14 protein-coding genes are annotated in these 16,206 nt (G+C 48.9%); 8 read left to right on the top strand and 6 right to left on the bottom strand.

All coding sequences use genetic code 11. From position 1 onward, the window contains the following. The first annotated feature begins 29 nt into the window (after positions 1 to 29). Both SPIBUDDY_RS09065 and miaA read left to right on the top strand, forming a co-directional pair. Positions 30 to 233, top strand: a complete 204-nt coding sequence (locus SPIBUDDY_RS09065) for a hypothetical protein (RefSeq protein WP_013607454.1) — start codon at positions 30 to 32, stop codon at positions 231 to 233. Then, on the top strand, positions 199 to 1,158 hold the full coding sequence (gene miaA, locus SPIBUDDY_RS09060) for a tRNA (adenosine(37)-N6)-dimethylallyltransferase MiaA (RefSeq protein ID WP_013607453.1): 960 nt from the start codon (positions 199 to 201) through the stop codon (positions 1,156 to 1,158). Before SPIBUDDY_RS09065 ends, miaA begins: the two co-directional genes overlap by 35 nt. On the opposite strand, the gene SPIBUDDY_RS09055 is transcribed toward miaA, so the two are convergent. Genes SPIBUDDY_RS09055 through SPIBUDDY_RS09040 form a run of 4 tightly spaced genes read right to left on the bottom strand, consistent with a single transcriptional unit; the run spans position 1,118 to position 6,196 of the window. Continuing rightward, positions 1,118 to 2,593, bottom strand: a complete 1,476-nt coding sequence (locus tag SPIBUDDY_RS09055) for a hypothetical protein (RefSeq protein ID WP_013607452.1) — start codon at positions 2,591 to 2,593, stop codon at positions 1,118 to 1,120. The two genes, miaA and SPIBUDDY_RS09055, sit on opposite strands and share 41 nt — an antisense overlap. Continuing rightward, complete coding sequence (gene amrB / locus SPIBUDDY_RS09050) at positions 2,580 to 3,428, bottom strand: AmmeMemoRadiSam system protein B (RefSeq protein WP_013607451.1); 849 nt, start codon at positions 3,426 to 3,428, stop codon at positions 2,580 to 2,582. Before amrB ends, SPIBUDDY_RS09055 begins: the two co-directional genes overlap by 14 nt. Continuing rightward, the gene (locus tag SPIBUDDY_RS09045; RefSeq protein WP_013607450.1) at positions 3,421 to 4,851 is read right to left on the bottom strand and encodes an NFACT RNA binding domain-containing protein; all 1,431 of its coding nucleotides are present in this window, start codon (positions 4,849 to 4,851) and stop codon (positions 3,421 to 3,423) included. Before SPIBUDDY_RS09045 ends, amrB begins: the two co-directional genes overlap by 8 nt. Further along, complete coding sequence (locus tag SPIBUDDY_RS09040; RefSeq protein ID WP_013607449.1) at positions 4,832 to 6,196, bottom strand: bifunctional folylpolyglutamate synthase/dihydrofolate synthase; 1,365 nt, start codon at positions 6,194 to 6,196, stop codon at positions 4,832 to 4,834. The genes SPIBUDDY_RS09045 and SPIBUDDY_RS09040 overlap by 20 nt, the downstream gene beginning before the upstream one ends. A 419-nt stretch (positions 6,197 to 6,615) precedes the next feature. Here SPIBUDDY_RS09040 and SPIBUDDY_RS09035 point away from each other — a divergent pair, with 419 nt between their 5' ends. Beyond that, entirely contained in the window at positions 6,616 to 8,355 is a 1,740-nt protein-coding gene (locus tag SPIBUDDY_RS09035) for an AMP-dependent synthetase/ligase (RefSeq protein WP_013607448.1), read from the top strand. Between the two features lie 14 nt (positions 8,356 to 8,369). After that, positions 8,370 to 8,675, top strand: coding sequence for a YhbY family RNA-binding protein (locus SPIBUDDY_RS09030; protein ID WP_013607447.1), 306 nt, complete (start codon positions 8,370 to 8,372; stop codon positions 8,673 to 8,675). 216 nt (positions 8,676 to 8,891) lie between these two features. Here SPIBUDDY_RS09030 and SPIBUDDY_RS09025 read toward each other — a convergent pair whose 3' ends face one another. Beyond that, positions 8,892 to 10,367, bottom strand: a complete 1,476-nt coding sequence (locus SPIBUDDY_RS09025) for a beta-N-acetylhexosaminidase (protein ID WP_013607446.1) — start codon at positions 10,365 to 10,367, stop codon at positions 8,892 to 8,894. 194 nt (positions 10,368 to 10,561) lie between these two features. On the opposite strand from SPIBUDDY_RS09025, the gene SPIBUDDY_RS09020 reads away from it, so the two are divergent. The 4 genes from SPIBUDDY_RS09020 (at position 10,562) to SPIBUDDY_RS09005 (ending at position 15,047) form a co-directional block, all read left to right on the top strand. Then, a complete protein-coding gene (locus SPIBUDDY_RS09020) occupies positions 10,562 to 11,770 on the top strand; it encodes an ROK family transcriptional regulator (protein WP_245523763.1) in 1,209 nt (402 codons plus the stop codon). After that, positions 11,763 to 12,671, top strand: coding sequence for a carbohydrate ABC transporter permease (locus tag SPIBUDDY_RS09015; protein ID WP_013607444.1), 909 nt, complete (start codon positions 11,763 to 11,765; stop codon positions 12,669 to 12,671). Before SPIBUDDY_RS09020 ends, SPIBUDDY_RS09015 begins: the two co-directional genes overlap by 8 nt. A gap of 3 nt (positions 12,672 to 12,674) precedes the next feature. Continuing rightward, on the top strand, positions 12,675 to 13,526 hold the full coding sequence (locus SPIBUDDY_RS09010) for a carbohydrate ABC transporter permease (RefSeq protein WP_013607443.1): 852 nt from the start codon (positions 12,675 to 12,677) through the stop codon (positions 13,524 to 13,526). 162 nt (positions 13,527 to 13,688) lie between these two features. Next, positions 13,689 to 15,047: an ABC transporter substrate-binding protein gene (locus SPIBUDDY_RS09005; protein ID WP_013607442.1), complete on the top strand. Its 1,359-nt coding sequence runs from the start codon at positions 13,689 to 13,691 to the stop codon at positions 15,045 to 15,047. Positions 15,048 to 15,100: 53 nt separating this feature from the next. Here SPIBUDDY_RS09005 and SPIBUDDY_RS09000 read toward each other — a convergent pair whose 3' ends face one another. Continuing rightward, a complete protein-coding gene (locus SPIBUDDY_RS09000; RefSeq protein WP_013607441.1) occupies positions 15,101 to 16,150 on the bottom strand; it encodes a LacI family DNA-binding transcriptional regulator in 1,050 nt (349 codons plus the stop codon). Positions 16,151 to 16,206 lie beyond the last annotated feature (56 nt).

Raw genomic sequence — 16,206 nt, 5'->3', positions numbered from 1 at the left:
ACTGTCTTTTAGGGACAAGGAGTTGAACGGTGAGCATTCCATTGAATAGCCTTATTGATTATGAGGGCAATATCTATCAGATTACCTGCGTGGCGATCAAAGAGGCGATTATCCTGAGCAATCCCGGATGCGGCGGAAAAGAAATTGAGGAGAACAACGGCAAGATTGTCAGTGAAGTCCTCACGAGAGCTCTAAAAGGTGAAATCCATTTCGAAGCACCCGACGAAGAGTAACGCATTCGAACCCATTATTTTCATCTTCGGCCCTACCGGGGTCGGAAAGACAGAACTTCTGCTGGATCTTGATCCGCAGAGGTTTTCTGTTATCAATGCAGACTCGATCCAAGTCTATCGACATCTCGATATAGGGTCGGCAAAAGCCTCAAAGGCGGTTCGTTCTGCGATTGAGCATCACCTGATCGATATTTGCGACCCCTGGGAGCAGTTTTCCGTAGGCAATTTCATAGAGCGAGCCGACCAAGCCTGTCAAATGATTCATGACCAAGGAAAAATTCCTGTGATCAGCGGGGGGACCGCCTATTATTTCAAGCATTTCCTGTATGGGCTCAGTGAAGCACCACTCAGTGATGAGAATATCCGCAAGTCCCTTTCCCAACGCATCGAAACCGAGGGCAGGGAATGGGCATACCAGTACCTTCAGCGGATCGATCCCATCAGTGCCAAGCGTATCCATCCCAGTGATATGTATCGGGTAAGTCGAGCTTTGGAAGTGTGGGAAACCAGCGGAAGGCCTTTGAGTAGTTATACGATTCCCACAACTGTGCGCAATGGTATGAAGCCATTGGTCATTGGTCTGATTCGCGAAAGCGAAGTGCTTCGTCGTCGGTTGAACCTGAGGGTGCAGGCGATGTTCGATGAAGGGCTGGTGGAAGAAATCAGGGACCTTTTGAAAATGGGGGCTCAGTCTTGGTGGCCGGGCTTGCAGGGTATCGGGTACCGCGAATTCTTCCAAGCGATGGAGCATGGTGAGTGGTCACGTGCGATCATTGCCGACCAAATAGAACGAAACAGCCGCTTGTATGCAAAGCGGCAGATGACGTTCTTTAAAAGTTTTGCTGATGCCAAATGGTTCGACCCTGAAAATAAGGCAACCATTCTCACTGAGATTGAGCGCTACCTTCAAGGCGGGAGTAGGTAGGGACAACGATGCTTTGTAGGGGTTGTACCGACACTGAACTGATATCGGTAATCTCATACCATCCACGTTTTCCCCTCTCCACCGTAAACTGCTGCTCGATTTGATAGGTAAAGATTCGCATTCCCTTCTCAGCTTGTTCCGTCACCTCTTCCTCATTGCTGTAGGAGTAGGGTGTATAGAGCTTTCCCTCTGCAATAAAGGTTCTCTCATCGACGGGTTTGACCTGTAGATCTGCTACCCCGTAGAGGAATGTTCCTTCGAGAATGGCGGGCTTGCCTTCATTGATCCAGCGATTCGGATCGATTTGCGTGTTGATCCCTTCATATGCCTGTCTCGTTTGGCGGGTTACAAAGAGGTTGGTCACCTCCATGCTTGCCGGATTTTTCGTCTTCTTGGCAAGGGATGCTTCCATTTTCTGCAGGTCAAGTGCATTTTGGCCGGCATAGAATTCCTCAATGATTGTAATCGGCGGCATGCCCGCAGTATAGGGGGGGGCGAGCGATGTCTGGATGCGGCTGGTGGTGAACCATGCCACTGCGATAACGCTCACTGCCACGGTTATGACGATCCACCCTTTCTTTCTCCAAAATCTGTTCCGCCCGGCCCGCTTTTTTTGTCCTTCGAGAAATGAAGCACAAGCAGGGATTGCACTGAGGTCCTCTCGTTTTCTGGGCTCTTTGAGCATCGGCAGGTCCCATATAAGCTTTTCTGTTTGGGCTAGGAAAAAAGCGAGTGCTTTCTGGCTTTCCAGATTGCCGCTCACATCACGCATTTTTGTCAGGCTCAAGGACAGGGTTTTATCGATGAAACTGGTAGTAGCCTTGTTGAGATTGACCGAACACAATGCAAGCGGTACCGCCTTGAAGGCATCTTCACGGGTGTCCTTGTCATAAAAGGGAGCGAAGCCCACAGCGGCAAAGTACAAGAAGGCGGTTAGTTGGTCGATGAGGGCAAACGGTGCATGGATGCCATGGTGGACCCACGCTCCTAGGTGATAGAACCGCTTCTGCTCATCCGAACAGGAAGCAAATAAATCTGCAACATCCTGGGGAAGGATGAGCAGGCTTCCATCCTCGACACCCCAGACCCTCCATAACGGCAGAATGCCGCTGCTCAGGTCCAGAAAGGAGGAGGGCAGACCCATCAATGCACTGGCAAGATCCCGTACCAAGCTAAGTGCATGATTGCGCTTGGTGCTGGCAATTTGTTCGAATGCAAAAATCTCAAGAGGGTCGAAATAGATGCAGCGCTTCCCATCGACGACCGTCAAACCTTTCCAATACCACCGGGAGAGTGTGCCGTCTTTGTACAGATACCCATGTGCTTTCTCTCCCTGCAGCAGGTAGGTCGGCAGTTCCATGCTCTGATCGCCGATGACGATCAGGCGCATGAGCCGGTCATCGATGGTATATTCAAATGTCTCATTGGTAATCATGGGAAGCTCCTAGCGTGGCACTGATATGCCAGACATGTTTTTCAGGGTCATCAAGTTCGGCTTCGATGGTCTCATATTCCTTGCCGCCAAGGAACATCGCCGTGATGTCCCAGTGCCCGTTTGCCCAGCTCTGGGCGGCCACAGCATCCAAGCTGGCAGCATTGCAGCTGCTGATGGTGTGTGTACGAAGGCCCTCACATAGGCTAGAGCCCTTTGAAAGAGTTCTGACAAAAGCAGCGGCGTGCTTTGCAGCCTCCGTTGCCGGCAGAACGGCATTGGCATTGGACGAAACAATGAATAGCACCTGTGGGGCGAGCTTGGTGATAGCCTGGAGTACTTTGGTATAGACGGCAAGTTGGGCTCTGTTGCAGCTTCCACAAAGAAGCGGGAGCGTCGGCGTATCGCCAAAGTAGCTTTGGATAAAGGGAAGGGTAAGTTCAAGAGCCGGTTCTTCGATAAAATAGCTATCCTGCTTCACCACCTGTGTAGGAAACATGGTACAAAGTTTGTCAGCGAGGGAGGTTGCAAACAGATGGTCAAATCCTGCTATGGTTATGCCTTCCGATTCAGGGGTGAACAGAAAAGCCGGCTCATCCTCGCTGAGCACCTCCTGGTGCAAGGGACCAAGGAATACGACCAATGAGGGTTTGAGCATCTGAACCTGTTCAAAAGAGCGGTGCAATGCTTCAGAAACCATGCTGTAGGAAGCGTGGGGAACAAGCACCGCGCAAGGCAGTGAGCAGGGTTTCACTGATGCTGGCCTTGGTTTTGTACACTCATCAAGCTTTGTACGGTCTTCAGGGTAGAAAATCATGTGATGTTGGGATTTAAGCATTGTCATCTTCCAAAAGTAATCGTCTTAGCCTTGTTTCGTCCAGTGTTATACTTAAGTTTTTTTCCTGAGTTGGCAACACCAAGCCGGTTTTTCCGCCTTTTACTCTCCTCAGGTGTTTGACCTGTGTGTAGTAGAGGTCGGCCTTTCCCTCCTTTTTTGCCTTGCTGAATACGACAGCCAGGTTGGCCGCATCCAACAGGACTACAAGCGGGACAGTCTTGTTTTTGATGAACTTGATGAATACATAGCCTCCGGGTACATCACGGGTATGCATCCAGTAATCGTTGCCCCTTGCATAGTGGCGCAATAGCTCATCGTTCTCCTTGGCATTGCGGCCGACCAGCAACGTGAACTGCCCGCTTTGCATCGTCAACCCAGGGGAATGGACCTTGTCGTGTGCTTTGGTTTCGGCGCTTGCCAGTTCGCGTTTCATTGCCCTGATGGCATTCTGTGGCTCTGTTGCTTCAAGCAGTTGTACGTAGTGAGCTTCCCTCTCGGCAAGCTGGGCTTTCGCCTTCACCACTTCGCTCAGTGCATTTTCGTAGGAACCTTTTGCTTTCTGATATCTTTCATAGTAGAGAAGGATGTTTTCCCTTCCCTTGAGCTTTGGGTCGAGCTCGATGACTCGTTTTTCCGAGCTTTCCCAATCGTCCAGTTCAATGCTGTCCTGGTTGTCCTTCAGTAGATGTTGGTAGGCGCTCAACAGATCGGCTGTCATTTTGTGCCGATCATAGCCTTCATTGGCCTTAAGGGTGTGCATTTGACTTGCCAAGGTGGTTTGTAGTGTTTTCAACTCCCGATCGCGTTTTGCCTCTACTTTGCGTAGGAGCTCTTGGAACGTCAGCTCGTTGCTTTGGCTTCCATACTCCATCTCAATCTGGCGGTTGAAGGAGGTATCAGTGCGAGAGCGCACGACAAATCGATCGTCCTCTCCTGTTTTTGGTTCGCCTATAATGAATGGCTGGCCGCTCTGCTCTCCCCTAGCGGGACGACGATACAGAAGTTCAAGGATGATGTCCTGCTCATCGGTAATGATTACATTGGCCCCCGGACCGCTATAGAAGCGCATGTACAGGTTAAGAAGCGTACCATGGTTGTCCAGCTTGAGATGGACCATGCGGTCATACGGTTGCTGAAAGACTTCCACCACCTTGGACCCTTCAAGGTGGGCTCTGAGGAACTGGATGAAGCGTTGCAGTTTTGCAGTCTTGCCCTGTTGGGCCACACTGAGGCTCTCGCTGGCCAAGTGCAAGCGGGAAAATGGGGTGCCCAACTCAGTATACAGTGTCCATCTGCCAATTGTCTGATGGTAAAAGTTCCAACTTATGGCATGAAAGTCATGTTGTACTGTCTGTTGCAGTGAGCTGCCGACCAGCGGCAATTCCTCAAGGATGAGCGCAATTTCACGCCAGTTGAGACTCATAGGTACTCCGTATCTGCTCAAAAGCAGCTTTCACACCCCCTGCAAGGTAAAATGATCCGCAAACCATGATGGCAGAGCTATTGCTTGTCATTGAGTAAGCAGCTTTAAGAGCCTGTGTATTGTCTTCGACTAACAAAATCTGATAGGTCTGCGACCGCTTTCGGGCAAGGTCGCAGAATAGGGCATACAGGCTTGCAATATCACTCTTCTTGTACGTTCCGGGACGACTGATGATGATCTGCTGGAAATGGTCTAGCACCAAGTTTGCCATGTGATGGTGATCCTTGTCCTCCAAGGCTCCGTAAATGATGGTGTTCGTCCCCTCGTGATGCAATGAACTGAAACTGGAAAGCAGGGCTTTCAAGGAGTGGGTTGTGTGTGCCCCATCGACATAGAGACAGGGCGAGGTGGATAGTTGTTGGAACCGTCCGGGAATCTGGTTTTTCTCAATGGCCGGGATGACTTTTTCGTTGTAGAGGCCCAGTGTTCTGAGCACAAGCAGGGCAAGGGCGCTATTTTGTGCCTGTACACTGCCGCGCATCGAGAGCAGCAAGTGCTCCTCTGTCCCATCCTTCCATTGATACCGAACAAGTTCTCCCTCGGTGGTGGTTTTGCTTGACAACTCCTTGATGGACTCGCTGAGCAGATAGGTGGGGCTGTGCATCGCTTTGGCCTCAGCAAGAAAAACAGACATGGCGGCTTCTTCTTCAAAGCCTATGAAGGTTGGCACTCCGTTCTTGATGATTTTGCTCTTCTCTGCGGCAATTTTCTCGATGGTATCACCCAAAATTTTCGTATGCTCAAGCTCGATGGGGCACAGTACGCAAGCTTCAGCTGTGATGGTATTGGTCGCGTCCAGCCTTCCACCCAGGCCGGTCTCTATGACTGCCCAATCACAGGCGCTGTTCTTGAAAAGCATGTAGGCATAGGCGGTGTAGAGTTCGAATGTCGTTGGATTGGTTTCTCCCCACTGGTCGGTGAAATGAAATCCTTGCACCAGAATCTGCAACTCCTTACCGGTCTGTACGAGCAAGTCATCGCTGAAGAAGGTTCCGCTGAGACTGAAACGTTCGCGGTAGTCAACCAGATGAGGGGAGAGATACAGACCAGTCTTGTATCCCAAAGCGGTAAGGGCGCTTGCAAGATAGCTGGCCGTCGAGCCTTTGCCCTTCGAGCCGGCCAGATGAATTTTCTTAAAAGACAGCTCAGGATTACCTAGGTAGGCAAGCAAGGAATGCATGCGGTCCAAGCGGTATGTTCTGGTTGTATAGTGCGTGGTCTGCTTCTCAAGATTGGGGAAACTCTCCATGAAGCGGACTACATCGTCAAAGCATGTAATTACCATGTAGTATATACCTCGTCGTAAACTGTAGACGCAACGCCTGTTTTGGTCAACGCAAAGTAATCGATTCCTGACCTGCTGTTGCAATCTCCACAGAATAGATACCCCCAAGAATGAGAAATGATAGGACTTACCCATTTCTCTTTGCTAGCAAGTATTGCTTTCGTAATTCAGGGTACGGCCAATATCGCCATCAGCGATACTGATTTGTAAGGAAATTACTCGTAGTACCTGCAGAAGGATAAGCTTTTCAGATTGTCACTCCCGCTCTTTGTACAGTTCCTGCATAAAGATGCATACACAGGGGCAAAAGTGCATTACACAATGACGTATAGTGAATTTGTGTCATGATAATCTTGATTTTATACGATTCTTCTGCCTATAGTAGAGTAAGTTGTAGTGAATTATCGAGGAGATGGATTATGGCACAACAGAAACATGCACCTAAACCGTGGGATTTTCTGGACGAGTACCGCGGTAAAGTATTCCAAGGTCAATGGCCTACTATTGTAGAGATGTTTGAGATATCGGTAAGTCGCTATCCTAATAATAAATGTTTCACTGCTTTTGTCCCTAAAAAGGAGACGTTTACCTATACACAAGCACATCAGTATGTACTGAAGACGGCAAACTATCTCGCCTCAAAAGGGGTGGGCAAGGGTGTCAAGGTTGCGGTATCGGGTAAGAACAGTCCCGAATGGGCGATTGCATATCTGGGAATCTTATTTTGCGGTGCTATCGTAGTCCCCCTGGATAACATGCTGAGCAATAAGGACATGGCAAAACTTATGGACTTTGCCGGGGTAAAAATCCTGTTTGCCGACTCTGACAGACTCGAGAATTTCGATAGTGAGAACAAGCTTGGGTTGTCCGAAAGAATTAGTCTTGAACCAACTAAAGAGCATACTTTTGTGATGGAGTTGGATGCCAAGGAAATGAAGCGGGACAAGGCACAAAGTGAAGATACCGCTGCCATTCTGTTCACCAGTGGTACAACGGGAACCCCCAAAGGTGTCATGCTCAGCCATTTCAACATGATAAGTGACTGTTATCTGGCCCAGGGCAACATGACACTCTATCCTACCGATGTATTCTATGCCATTCTTCCCATCCACCATGCCTATACCATGATGGCCGTTTTCTTTGAGGCACTCAGTGTGGGAGCTTCCATTGTATTCGGCAAGAAGTTGATCATCAGCCAAGTCCTCAAGGAGCTGAAAGAGGGTGAGGTAAATATGTTCCTCGCAGTTCCGATGCTCTTCAACAAAATGATTGCTGCACTGATGAATGGTGTTCGGGAGAAAGGCATCGTGTTGTATGGAATCATCCGGTTCCTCATGGGTGTTTCCGGACTGCTGAAGAAAGTGTTCAAGGTGAATGTCGGTAAGAAAATGTTTGGTTTCCTGCTCAAGAAACTCTCGTTGGACAAGAACCGCATCTGCATAAGCGGCGGTGGTCCCCTGCCGGCTAGCACGTTCAAGATGTTCAATGAGCTGGGAATCGACTTTGTCCAGGGTTACGGCCTGACTGAGACCAGCCCGATTACCCACCTCAATCCGATCGAGGCATATATTGAAACTTCGGTTGGCAAGAAAGTTCCTCAGGTCGAAGTCAAAATTGTGAATCCCGATAGCGATGGCAATGGGATTATCTATATCAAGGGACCCATGGTCATGCAGGGCTACTACAACAATCCTGAAGCTACGAAAGAAGTGCTCGAGGATGGGTGGCTCAATACCGGTGACGTCGGTTATCAGGATGCGCAGGGCTATCTGTATCTGACGGGACGTGCGAAGAACATCATTGTTACCGATGGTGGTAAGAATGTGTTCCCCGAGGAGATCGAGGACCATTTCCAGCTTTACAGCGAGATAGAAACCATCTGCGTGCTCGGGTATCTGGTCGATAAGAAGACCAAGAGCGAAGGCATTCGGGCTTTGGTGTACCCAGCAGAAAAGTGGCGGGATGAAATGGCCAAACAGCACGGTGCGCAGGCCAAGAAAAAGATTGAGGAACGCATAAATCAAATTATTGGTGAAGTAAACAAGGAATTGCAATCCTACAAGAAGATTACCCGTGTGAATGTCATCGATGAACCGCTTGAAATGACGAGTACTAAAAAAGTTAAACGCTTCGTAGTTGCACAAAAGTACAAAGACTAATTATAGTACTACGTATGAATAGCAGTGTAAGAAGTTTTCTGAAGGCACAGGCTCACTCCCTCAAGCCGATTGTCATGGTCGGCAAGAGTGGATTGGAAGAGCGGGTGATAGCAGCCATGAACGAAGCCTTGGGCAGTCATGAGCTGGTCAAAGTAAAGTTTCAGGCCTTCAAGGATGAGATACGTCCTCTCGCAGAGGAGCTGGCAGTGAAGACCAAGAGTGAATTGGTCAGCATCATTGGCTTCATTGCAACGTTTTATCGTGAGAGTGAGGAACATTTGATTCATATTCCCAAGGATTTGCTGAAAAAGGGCGAGTAGGGATAGGCTGGAACAAATAAGGCATCAGGGTGAAATACTCTGGTGCTTTTTTCTTGTTATACTTGTTTTTGTTTTTTTTACTTTTTCTTGTATGTATTTCTTATAGAAATAAGACAGGCCCGCCGTCCAACGGAGGCAGGGCCTGCATAGAGAAAATCCACCAGAAGGTGTACTTACTTCATAGCACAGACGATGGATTCACACAATATGCCTTGTCTATGCTCCTCGATAACAGTTGATGTCCAAAGCCTGACAAAGCTCTGTCAACACACCTCGTGTTTCCAAGGTCATTTCTGCTTTTTGATTCTTCCAAAGTTGCTGGGCGAGAATCATAAGGCGGGGGAATAGTAAATACTCAGCCTGGCGTGAGGTGGTTACCTTTTCCGTCCATAGGTTTCCCTGTGATCCCAATACAGAGGTTTTTGTGCTCGCTTCCATTATAGAGGGAGTTGGTGTGAAACGGGCTACCTGCTCAAGTGTGCTGACACCCAGGTTTCCCATCTCCTCCTCACTGTCTTGGTGTTTGTAGTCGAAATAACAACCCTCGGTATTGGGGCACATAATCACTTCATGGCCGCGTTTGCTTGCTTCCAATCCACCCGCAAGGCCTCTCCATGACATGACGATCAAATCCTCTGGGAGTCCTAACAGTTCGGTTCCCTCAAGCACCTCATCCCATCCGATGGGACGCTTGCCTGCTTTATGCACCATTTCGCAAACTTCTTTGGTCATCCAACTTTGGAGTTGCCGGGCATCGGTTAACCCTAATTGCCGGACTCGGTTCTGACAGCGGGGACACTGCCGCCAAGCGGTATGCGGACATTCGTCACCGCCGATATGGATATAGGGATCAGTGAAAAGCTCAGCAATTTGGGTGATGGCATCGGAAAGGAAGGCCATCAGCTCATCACTACCGGGGCACATTACCTCTTCAAAGATTCCAAAGCGATCCTGTGTTTCATACGGCCCTCCTGTACATCCGAACTGAGGATAGGCAGCAAGCAACGCCGATGCATGGCCTGGAGTCTCAATTTCAGGAACTACCAGCATGTGACGTGCATGTGCATACGCTTGTACTTCAAGGATTTCACTACGGGTGTACAGCTGGCCGTACGTTCTGCCGTCGGTGTATTGCAACTCTGTTCTTTTGGCTGCAATGCTCTCCAATTTGGGCCAATTCTCAAGAGGGATACGCCAGCCTTGGTCGTCGGTCAGATGCCAATGGAAACGATTGAGGTGGAATAGGGATGCCACATCGATGAGTTTTTTCAAGAAGGCTGGGGTGAACTGATGTCTGCTGCAGTCGATCATGAAACCGCGCCAAGGAAAATCCGGTGCATCCTCGACTTTGCAGCAGGGCAACAGGTTGCCACTGAGCATGGCTAGCTTGCGGATGGTGCTCAAGCCTCTGAAAGCGCCGTCGCTGGTTGTTGCTTTGACCACAATCTGGGTCTTGGTGATGGTCAGCACATACGCTTCGCTTCCCAAGCCCTCTTGGTGTTTGAAGAGAATATCCTCACCACCAGCCTTGCAGCCGAGCACTTCGAGTGAAAACGCATGCAGGTCTTCAAATCCTGCTTCTGCTGCAATACTGATGCGTGGGTGCAGACGAAAGACGCCTTCCCGATCCTCTATGAACCGGGGTTGGGGGACGATGAGCTCGCTTGCTTTACGGACATGGTGTGTTTGCATGGATTCTTGGTACCATGGCTTTGCCTACAAGTCAAGTTCAAACGTTGTACAAACCGCTGGACAAGGAAGCAAAATTATCTGCTTGACAGGTGGGATGGTGGATGGTAGGCTTTGTTTGTACAGAGAGCGAACAAACTAATGGAAGTGTAACTTCACTTCGATACCGAGGTCGTAGACCAAGTATACTGAGGCTTATGAGAATCAACAATAATAATTTCCAGAAGAATGCCAACACCTCACTTGTTGCTCAGCTTATCTGGAAGAGTCCAGGAATCAGCAGGGTTGATATCGCGCGGGAGTTGAATCTCTATCGTTCGACGGTTACCAACATTATTTCCACCCTTATCGATGACGAAGTCGTCTATGAAGGGGAGGAAGGAAGCGGCATGAGCCGGGGCGGTCGCAAGCCGATCATCCTCAGACTGAACGATAAGTTCGGCTGTGTCGTGGGTTTCGATATCCAACCCTCCCATTATCGGGCGGTAATTCTTGATATAACCGGCAGTCTTCTGTTCCAAGACAAAGGCAAACTTCCCGAAGTGGATTTTGATGGAATCATCACCTTCTTGATGGAAATAGTTCTCAAGCAGGTGGAAAAGCTTGGTATTCCGCTTCTAGCCGTGGTTGCGGGAATTCCCGGGATTGTGGATACGGAGAATGGCGTGATTCTCTATGCCGAGCCGTTTGATTTGCATAATTATGATTTTTATTCGTTCTTCACAAAGAACTATGATGTGCTGGTCTTTGTTGAAAATGATGCCAACTGTACTGCCTGGCTTGAGATGACCATCAACCGTAATGTCAATTTAGGCGATTTTGTGTGCATGATAGCCGACTACCACGAAGGCAGCTATCAGTTCGGTGACCGAGCCGGAATCGGTGTAGGTATAGGACTGTCCATCGGAGGGAAGGTGTATCATGGGTCGCATCATAGCAGTGGTGAAATTTGTACGCTTAGCTGGCGCGGTCACAATATCGGTCAGACTGGATTGCCGGAGGACCTGCTGATCAAGTCGGTTACCGATGAACAAGCTTGGAAGACTTGGATGGTAGACCTCTTCAGCTCATTGGTTCCGGTTCTCTCGGTCTTTGACCCAAGAGTGTTTTTCATTCATGGCAAACCCTTCTCCGACGAGCAGAGAATTCGTGATCTGCTTACTAACGATTGTCCGCAATTTTTGGATTTACTGAAGAAAATTCACTGCAAGCTTATTTTCGATACACAGGACGAGTCCGTGGTTGCGAAAGGGGCGGCAATGATGTTCCTGCAGAAATTATTTGCAGTTCCCGAGCTCTCTGAAATTGAATGTCGCACCCATTTTGACTGGGAGGATGTGATTGCACAGGCTTATCCCATGAAAAAGTCATACAGGAAACCGCGGTTGGAGGTTTCGCATGCCTAAAGCGCACACGTTGGCGGACACGAAGAAGGAGCAGAAAAGGGCATACTGGATGCTTGTCCTTCCCGGCTTCCTCATCTATGTATCGGTGATGGCGTTCCCTACCATATTCTCTGTGATCCTCAGCGTCACCGACTACAATGGAGGAAAACTCTTTGGGGGAAAACCGGTCTCGTTTGTAGGTTTCAAATGGTATGCCCGCCTGTTTGTGGATGAGTACTTCTACCTTGCCCTGAAAAATAATCTCTGGATTGTTTGTGTTTCGGTATTCGGTCAGATTCCGCTGGGATTCTTCCTTGCCTATGTGCTGCATAGGGGATTGGTGAAAAAGGGTGATTTCTTCCAGACCATGATCTACCTTCCCACCGTCATTTCCACGGTCGTCATTGGTATTCTTTGGAAGTCGTTCTTCGCCCCCTATGGAGCGTTCCCTGAGTTGGTTCGGCTGTTCAATCCCACGTATGAGTTTGGTATCAGCAACCATCCCATCCTGCCGGTTCTCTTTGTAATTCTCTGGATGTATACCGGCATGTATATGATCATATTCATGGCAAACTTGCAGAAGATTGACGGTGCCGTCATCGAAGCAGCCCGCATTGATGGCGCTTCGGAAGGCCAAACGCTGCGTTACGTAATCCTTCCGGCTCTTTCGGGTGTGTTGGTTGTATCGGCAATCCTCGCAATCAGCGGCTCGCTGAAGAGTTTCGACCTCATTTATGTAATGACTGGAGGAGGTCCGGCGAATCGGACTACCGTCCTGTCCATCTATATGTTTGACAAGGCATTCAAGGGTGCTCCCAACTATCCGCTGGCCAATGCAATCAGCACGGTCATGGTAATCATCAGTTTCTCCCTCATCGGTCTTACCAAGTGGGTTGAACGCAGATTTGGTGGGAAGGAGTAGCATATGAATGATATCAAGGATACTAAATCAGTCAGCGCAAGAATCAATATATTTTTTACCTATGCCGTGATGGTGTTCTTCACCTTGATGGCGGCATATCCTCTGTTGTGGTTGGTCATGAACTCCTTCAAGACGACCACTGAGTTTCAGATGAACAAGTTGGGTCTTCCTAAAGAGTGGGTGATGGTCAACTACCAGGATGCTTGGATTCGCGGTAAGTTTCCTCGTTTGATTCTCAATAGTTTCATCTATACCGGCATTACCACCATCGCCACCTTGGTCTTCTCTTTCATGGCCGGTTTTGCTTTTGCCAAGATTCCCAACAAGGCGACCAAGTTCCTGCATGGTACCTTTGTCATTGGATTGCTTCTCACATTGCAGTCGATCATGGTTCCACTCTTTCTCATCATCAATTGGGTAGGGCTGTATAATACCAGCCTTGGTGTCTTGATCCCCTATATCGGCATTGCCATGCCGATGGGCATCTACCTTGGTACTGAGTTCATTAAGGCGATTCCTGATGCCTTGGTGGAATCAGCACGCATCGATGGGGCGACGTACCTGAAGATTTTCATTTCCATCATTGTACCCATGGCTGCACCGGTGGGCGTTACGGTGGCAATCATGACCGTTACCGGTACTTGGAATGAGTTTATGTTGATTAATATCTTGACCAGCAGCGATGCACTGAAAAGCCTTCCCGTAGGTGTGCAGAAGTTTGCCGGTGCACTGTCCAGTGACTTTGGCAAGCAGTTTGCTGCCTTGGTCATCGGCTTGGTTCCGATGCTTGTTTTCTATTTGGCATTCAGAAAAGAGATCACCAAAGGTGTTGCCGCAGGAGCGGTGAAGGGCTGACAAAGGATTTTGTTTGACAGCCCTAAAAGAGCATGATAGCATTAGTTTGTACAAAGTATGAACTATTAAAATGGTTACTTCACCCTTGTATGAGGGGTGAGAAAAAATGAGCGCAAGGGACTATCCAAGCGCAATTGATGGACAAGTCATTAGGAGGTAAAAATGACTGGATTCAAGAGAGTTTCTGTACTGGCTCTTGCATTGCTGATGGTCGTGACATCGGTATTTGCACAGGGAACCAAGGAAGATGCAGCAGCAGGAAAGCAGATTGAGCTGACCGTGTTGAACTACATCGACATGTCTGAACCAAACAGCGCAAATGATATTACGATGATTTGGGACAAATTCGAAGCAGAGAACCCCGATATCAAGTTGGTACGTGAAGATCTGTTCAATGAGCCGTTCCATCAGAAAACAGAAGCCTATGTAGCCAGCGGCCAGGTTCCTGACGTTCTGTATATGTGGCCAAGTGGACGTTCGACCAGCCTGCATACCACCAAGAGCGTAAAAGACCTGAAGCCCTTCCTTGTGAAGGACGGTCTCGTGGACCAATACAATCCCGCTACGGTTGCCCCTCAGTTTGCTGGCTACCTTGCCATGCTTCCCAATGGTGTAACAACCACCCATATGCTGTATGTCAACACCAAAGTGCTCCGCGACAATGGCCTTGCCATGCCGAAGAGTTATGCTGACATGAAAGCAATGGTTGCCCCGCTGAAGGCAAAGGGTATTGATTTGATCGCCATGGACAACATGGACGCTTGGGTCATGCAGAGCTGCCTGTTCTCAATGGTAGTAGGCCGCTTCGGTGGTGTTGACTGGTATGACCAACTTGCTGCCGGCAAGATTTCCTTCACCGATGAATGGTTCGTCAAATCCTTGGACCTGATCGATGATATGTACAAGTCCGGTATGATCAACCGCAACAGCCTGACCAGCCCCTACGGTTCATCCCGTGGCAGTTTCGCAGCAGGCAAGGCCGCTTTCTATATCGATGGCGACTGGTCCACTGGTGCCTTCCAGACTGATATCACCACCGGAAAGGCATTGGTCAGCCCTGCATTGCAGCAGAGTGATTTCGAGTTGATGGTTATTCCCAATCTTCCCGGCGAAGTAATTCATAACTCCAACAGTGGTGTTATGGGTACCGGCTGGGGCATGAGCGCCAACATTCCTGCAGGCTCTGCCAAAGAAGCAGCTGCTTGGAGATTGATCAAGTACTTGCAGGGCGAGTATGTCCAGACCTACCGCCTCTCCACTGGTGCTTCCTTCCCCTCAAACCTCAACGTTGATGTGGAAAAAGTTGTTAAGGAGAGAAATCTTGAGCCGTTCATTGCAAAGAGAGCAGCATATTACGCCGCTCATACTCCGATCACCCCGGTTGTTGATGGTGTGTTGCACAGTGATGTGTACAACGTAATCAACGTCGGCTTGCAGGAGATTGGTCTTGGCTCGAAGGCCCCGAAGCTGATCGCTGCTGAAGTGCAGAAAGCTTGGGAGACCTGGAAGAAGAACCAATAATCAGGTACGTTAGATTGCAAGGCAGGAAGGCTGTAATGGCTTTCCTGCCTTTTTTATACTTGGTGTAGGGAAGAATGAAATCCCGTAGACTCCCGTTCAATAATGGCGCAATCGAGCAGAATACGACTCGGGTGAGTTTTTTCTTTGTTCTCAATCATATCCAGCAGTATGGAAGCTGCAGTATGGCCAATCTCAAAGAGTGGCAGGGCCACAGTGGAAAGGGAGGGACGGCAGACCGAAGAGATTTCACGGTTGTCAAAACCGATGAGAGCCACATCTCTGCCGACCTCGATTCCATGTTGATTGCAGTAATCCAATACTCCCATTGCCATTAGATCGTTCATGGCAAAAATGGCTGTTGCCCCTCGTTCAAGGAGTTCAGCAGCGCATTGATAGCCTTGGTCCCGTGTCCAGTCGGCATAGCAGATGAAATGTGGATTATACGGTACCGAGTGCTCATACAGCGATTCCTGAATGCCAAATAGGCGGTTGTTTGTATGAAAGGAGTCCTTCACACCTGCTACAACGCCTATCTTTGTGTGACCTTTTGCCAGCAGGAGATTGGTTACCTTCTTCGCAGCTTCACGATCGTCAAAGATGACTGCAGGAATGGATGGGTCCTCACTGTAACAGTAAGCACATACAAAGCGCGTGCTTTCATTGCGGGAGAGTATGGTCAGTGCATGGCTGTGACAGCCGATATAAATAATACCATCGACTTGCTTGCTCAACATCTGATCCATCATATCCAGCACAAGACGATTCTTTTGATCGGCATTGCCGCTCTCATGGCCAAAGAGTTTGTCAAAACGCAAATTTCCCAGAATATAATGAAACGAGCGAGATTCACAACAGACACCGATACCATCAATGATATCAGGGGTATTGAAGACCGTCAGGTCCTCGGCAATGATACCCAATGTCTTGCTGGTACCCGTCTTGAGATGTCTTGCATTGAGATTGGGGCGGTAATTGAGTTTTTTGGCTGCATCGAGGACCAATAGTTCAGTCTCCTTGCTGACACCGGTTTGATTATTCAGAACCTTGGAGACGGTTGCAATCGATACCCCTACATATTGTGCGAGTTCCCTTATGGTTGCCATAGAGTAGAGTATAGCATGAATAACGTTTATATCCAGCGTAGAATACCTTGATTGTA

Origin of the sequence: Sphaerochaeta globosa str. Buddy (assembly GCF_000190435.1) — a bacterium.
Taxonomy (GTDB): Bacteria; Spirochaetota; Spirochaetia; order Sphaerochaetales; family Sphaerochaetaceae; genus Sphaerochaeta; species Sphaerochaeta globosa.
The sequence above is the reverse complement of the archived record's forward strand: the minus strand, read 5'-3'. Positions and strand labels throughout refer to the sequence as shown.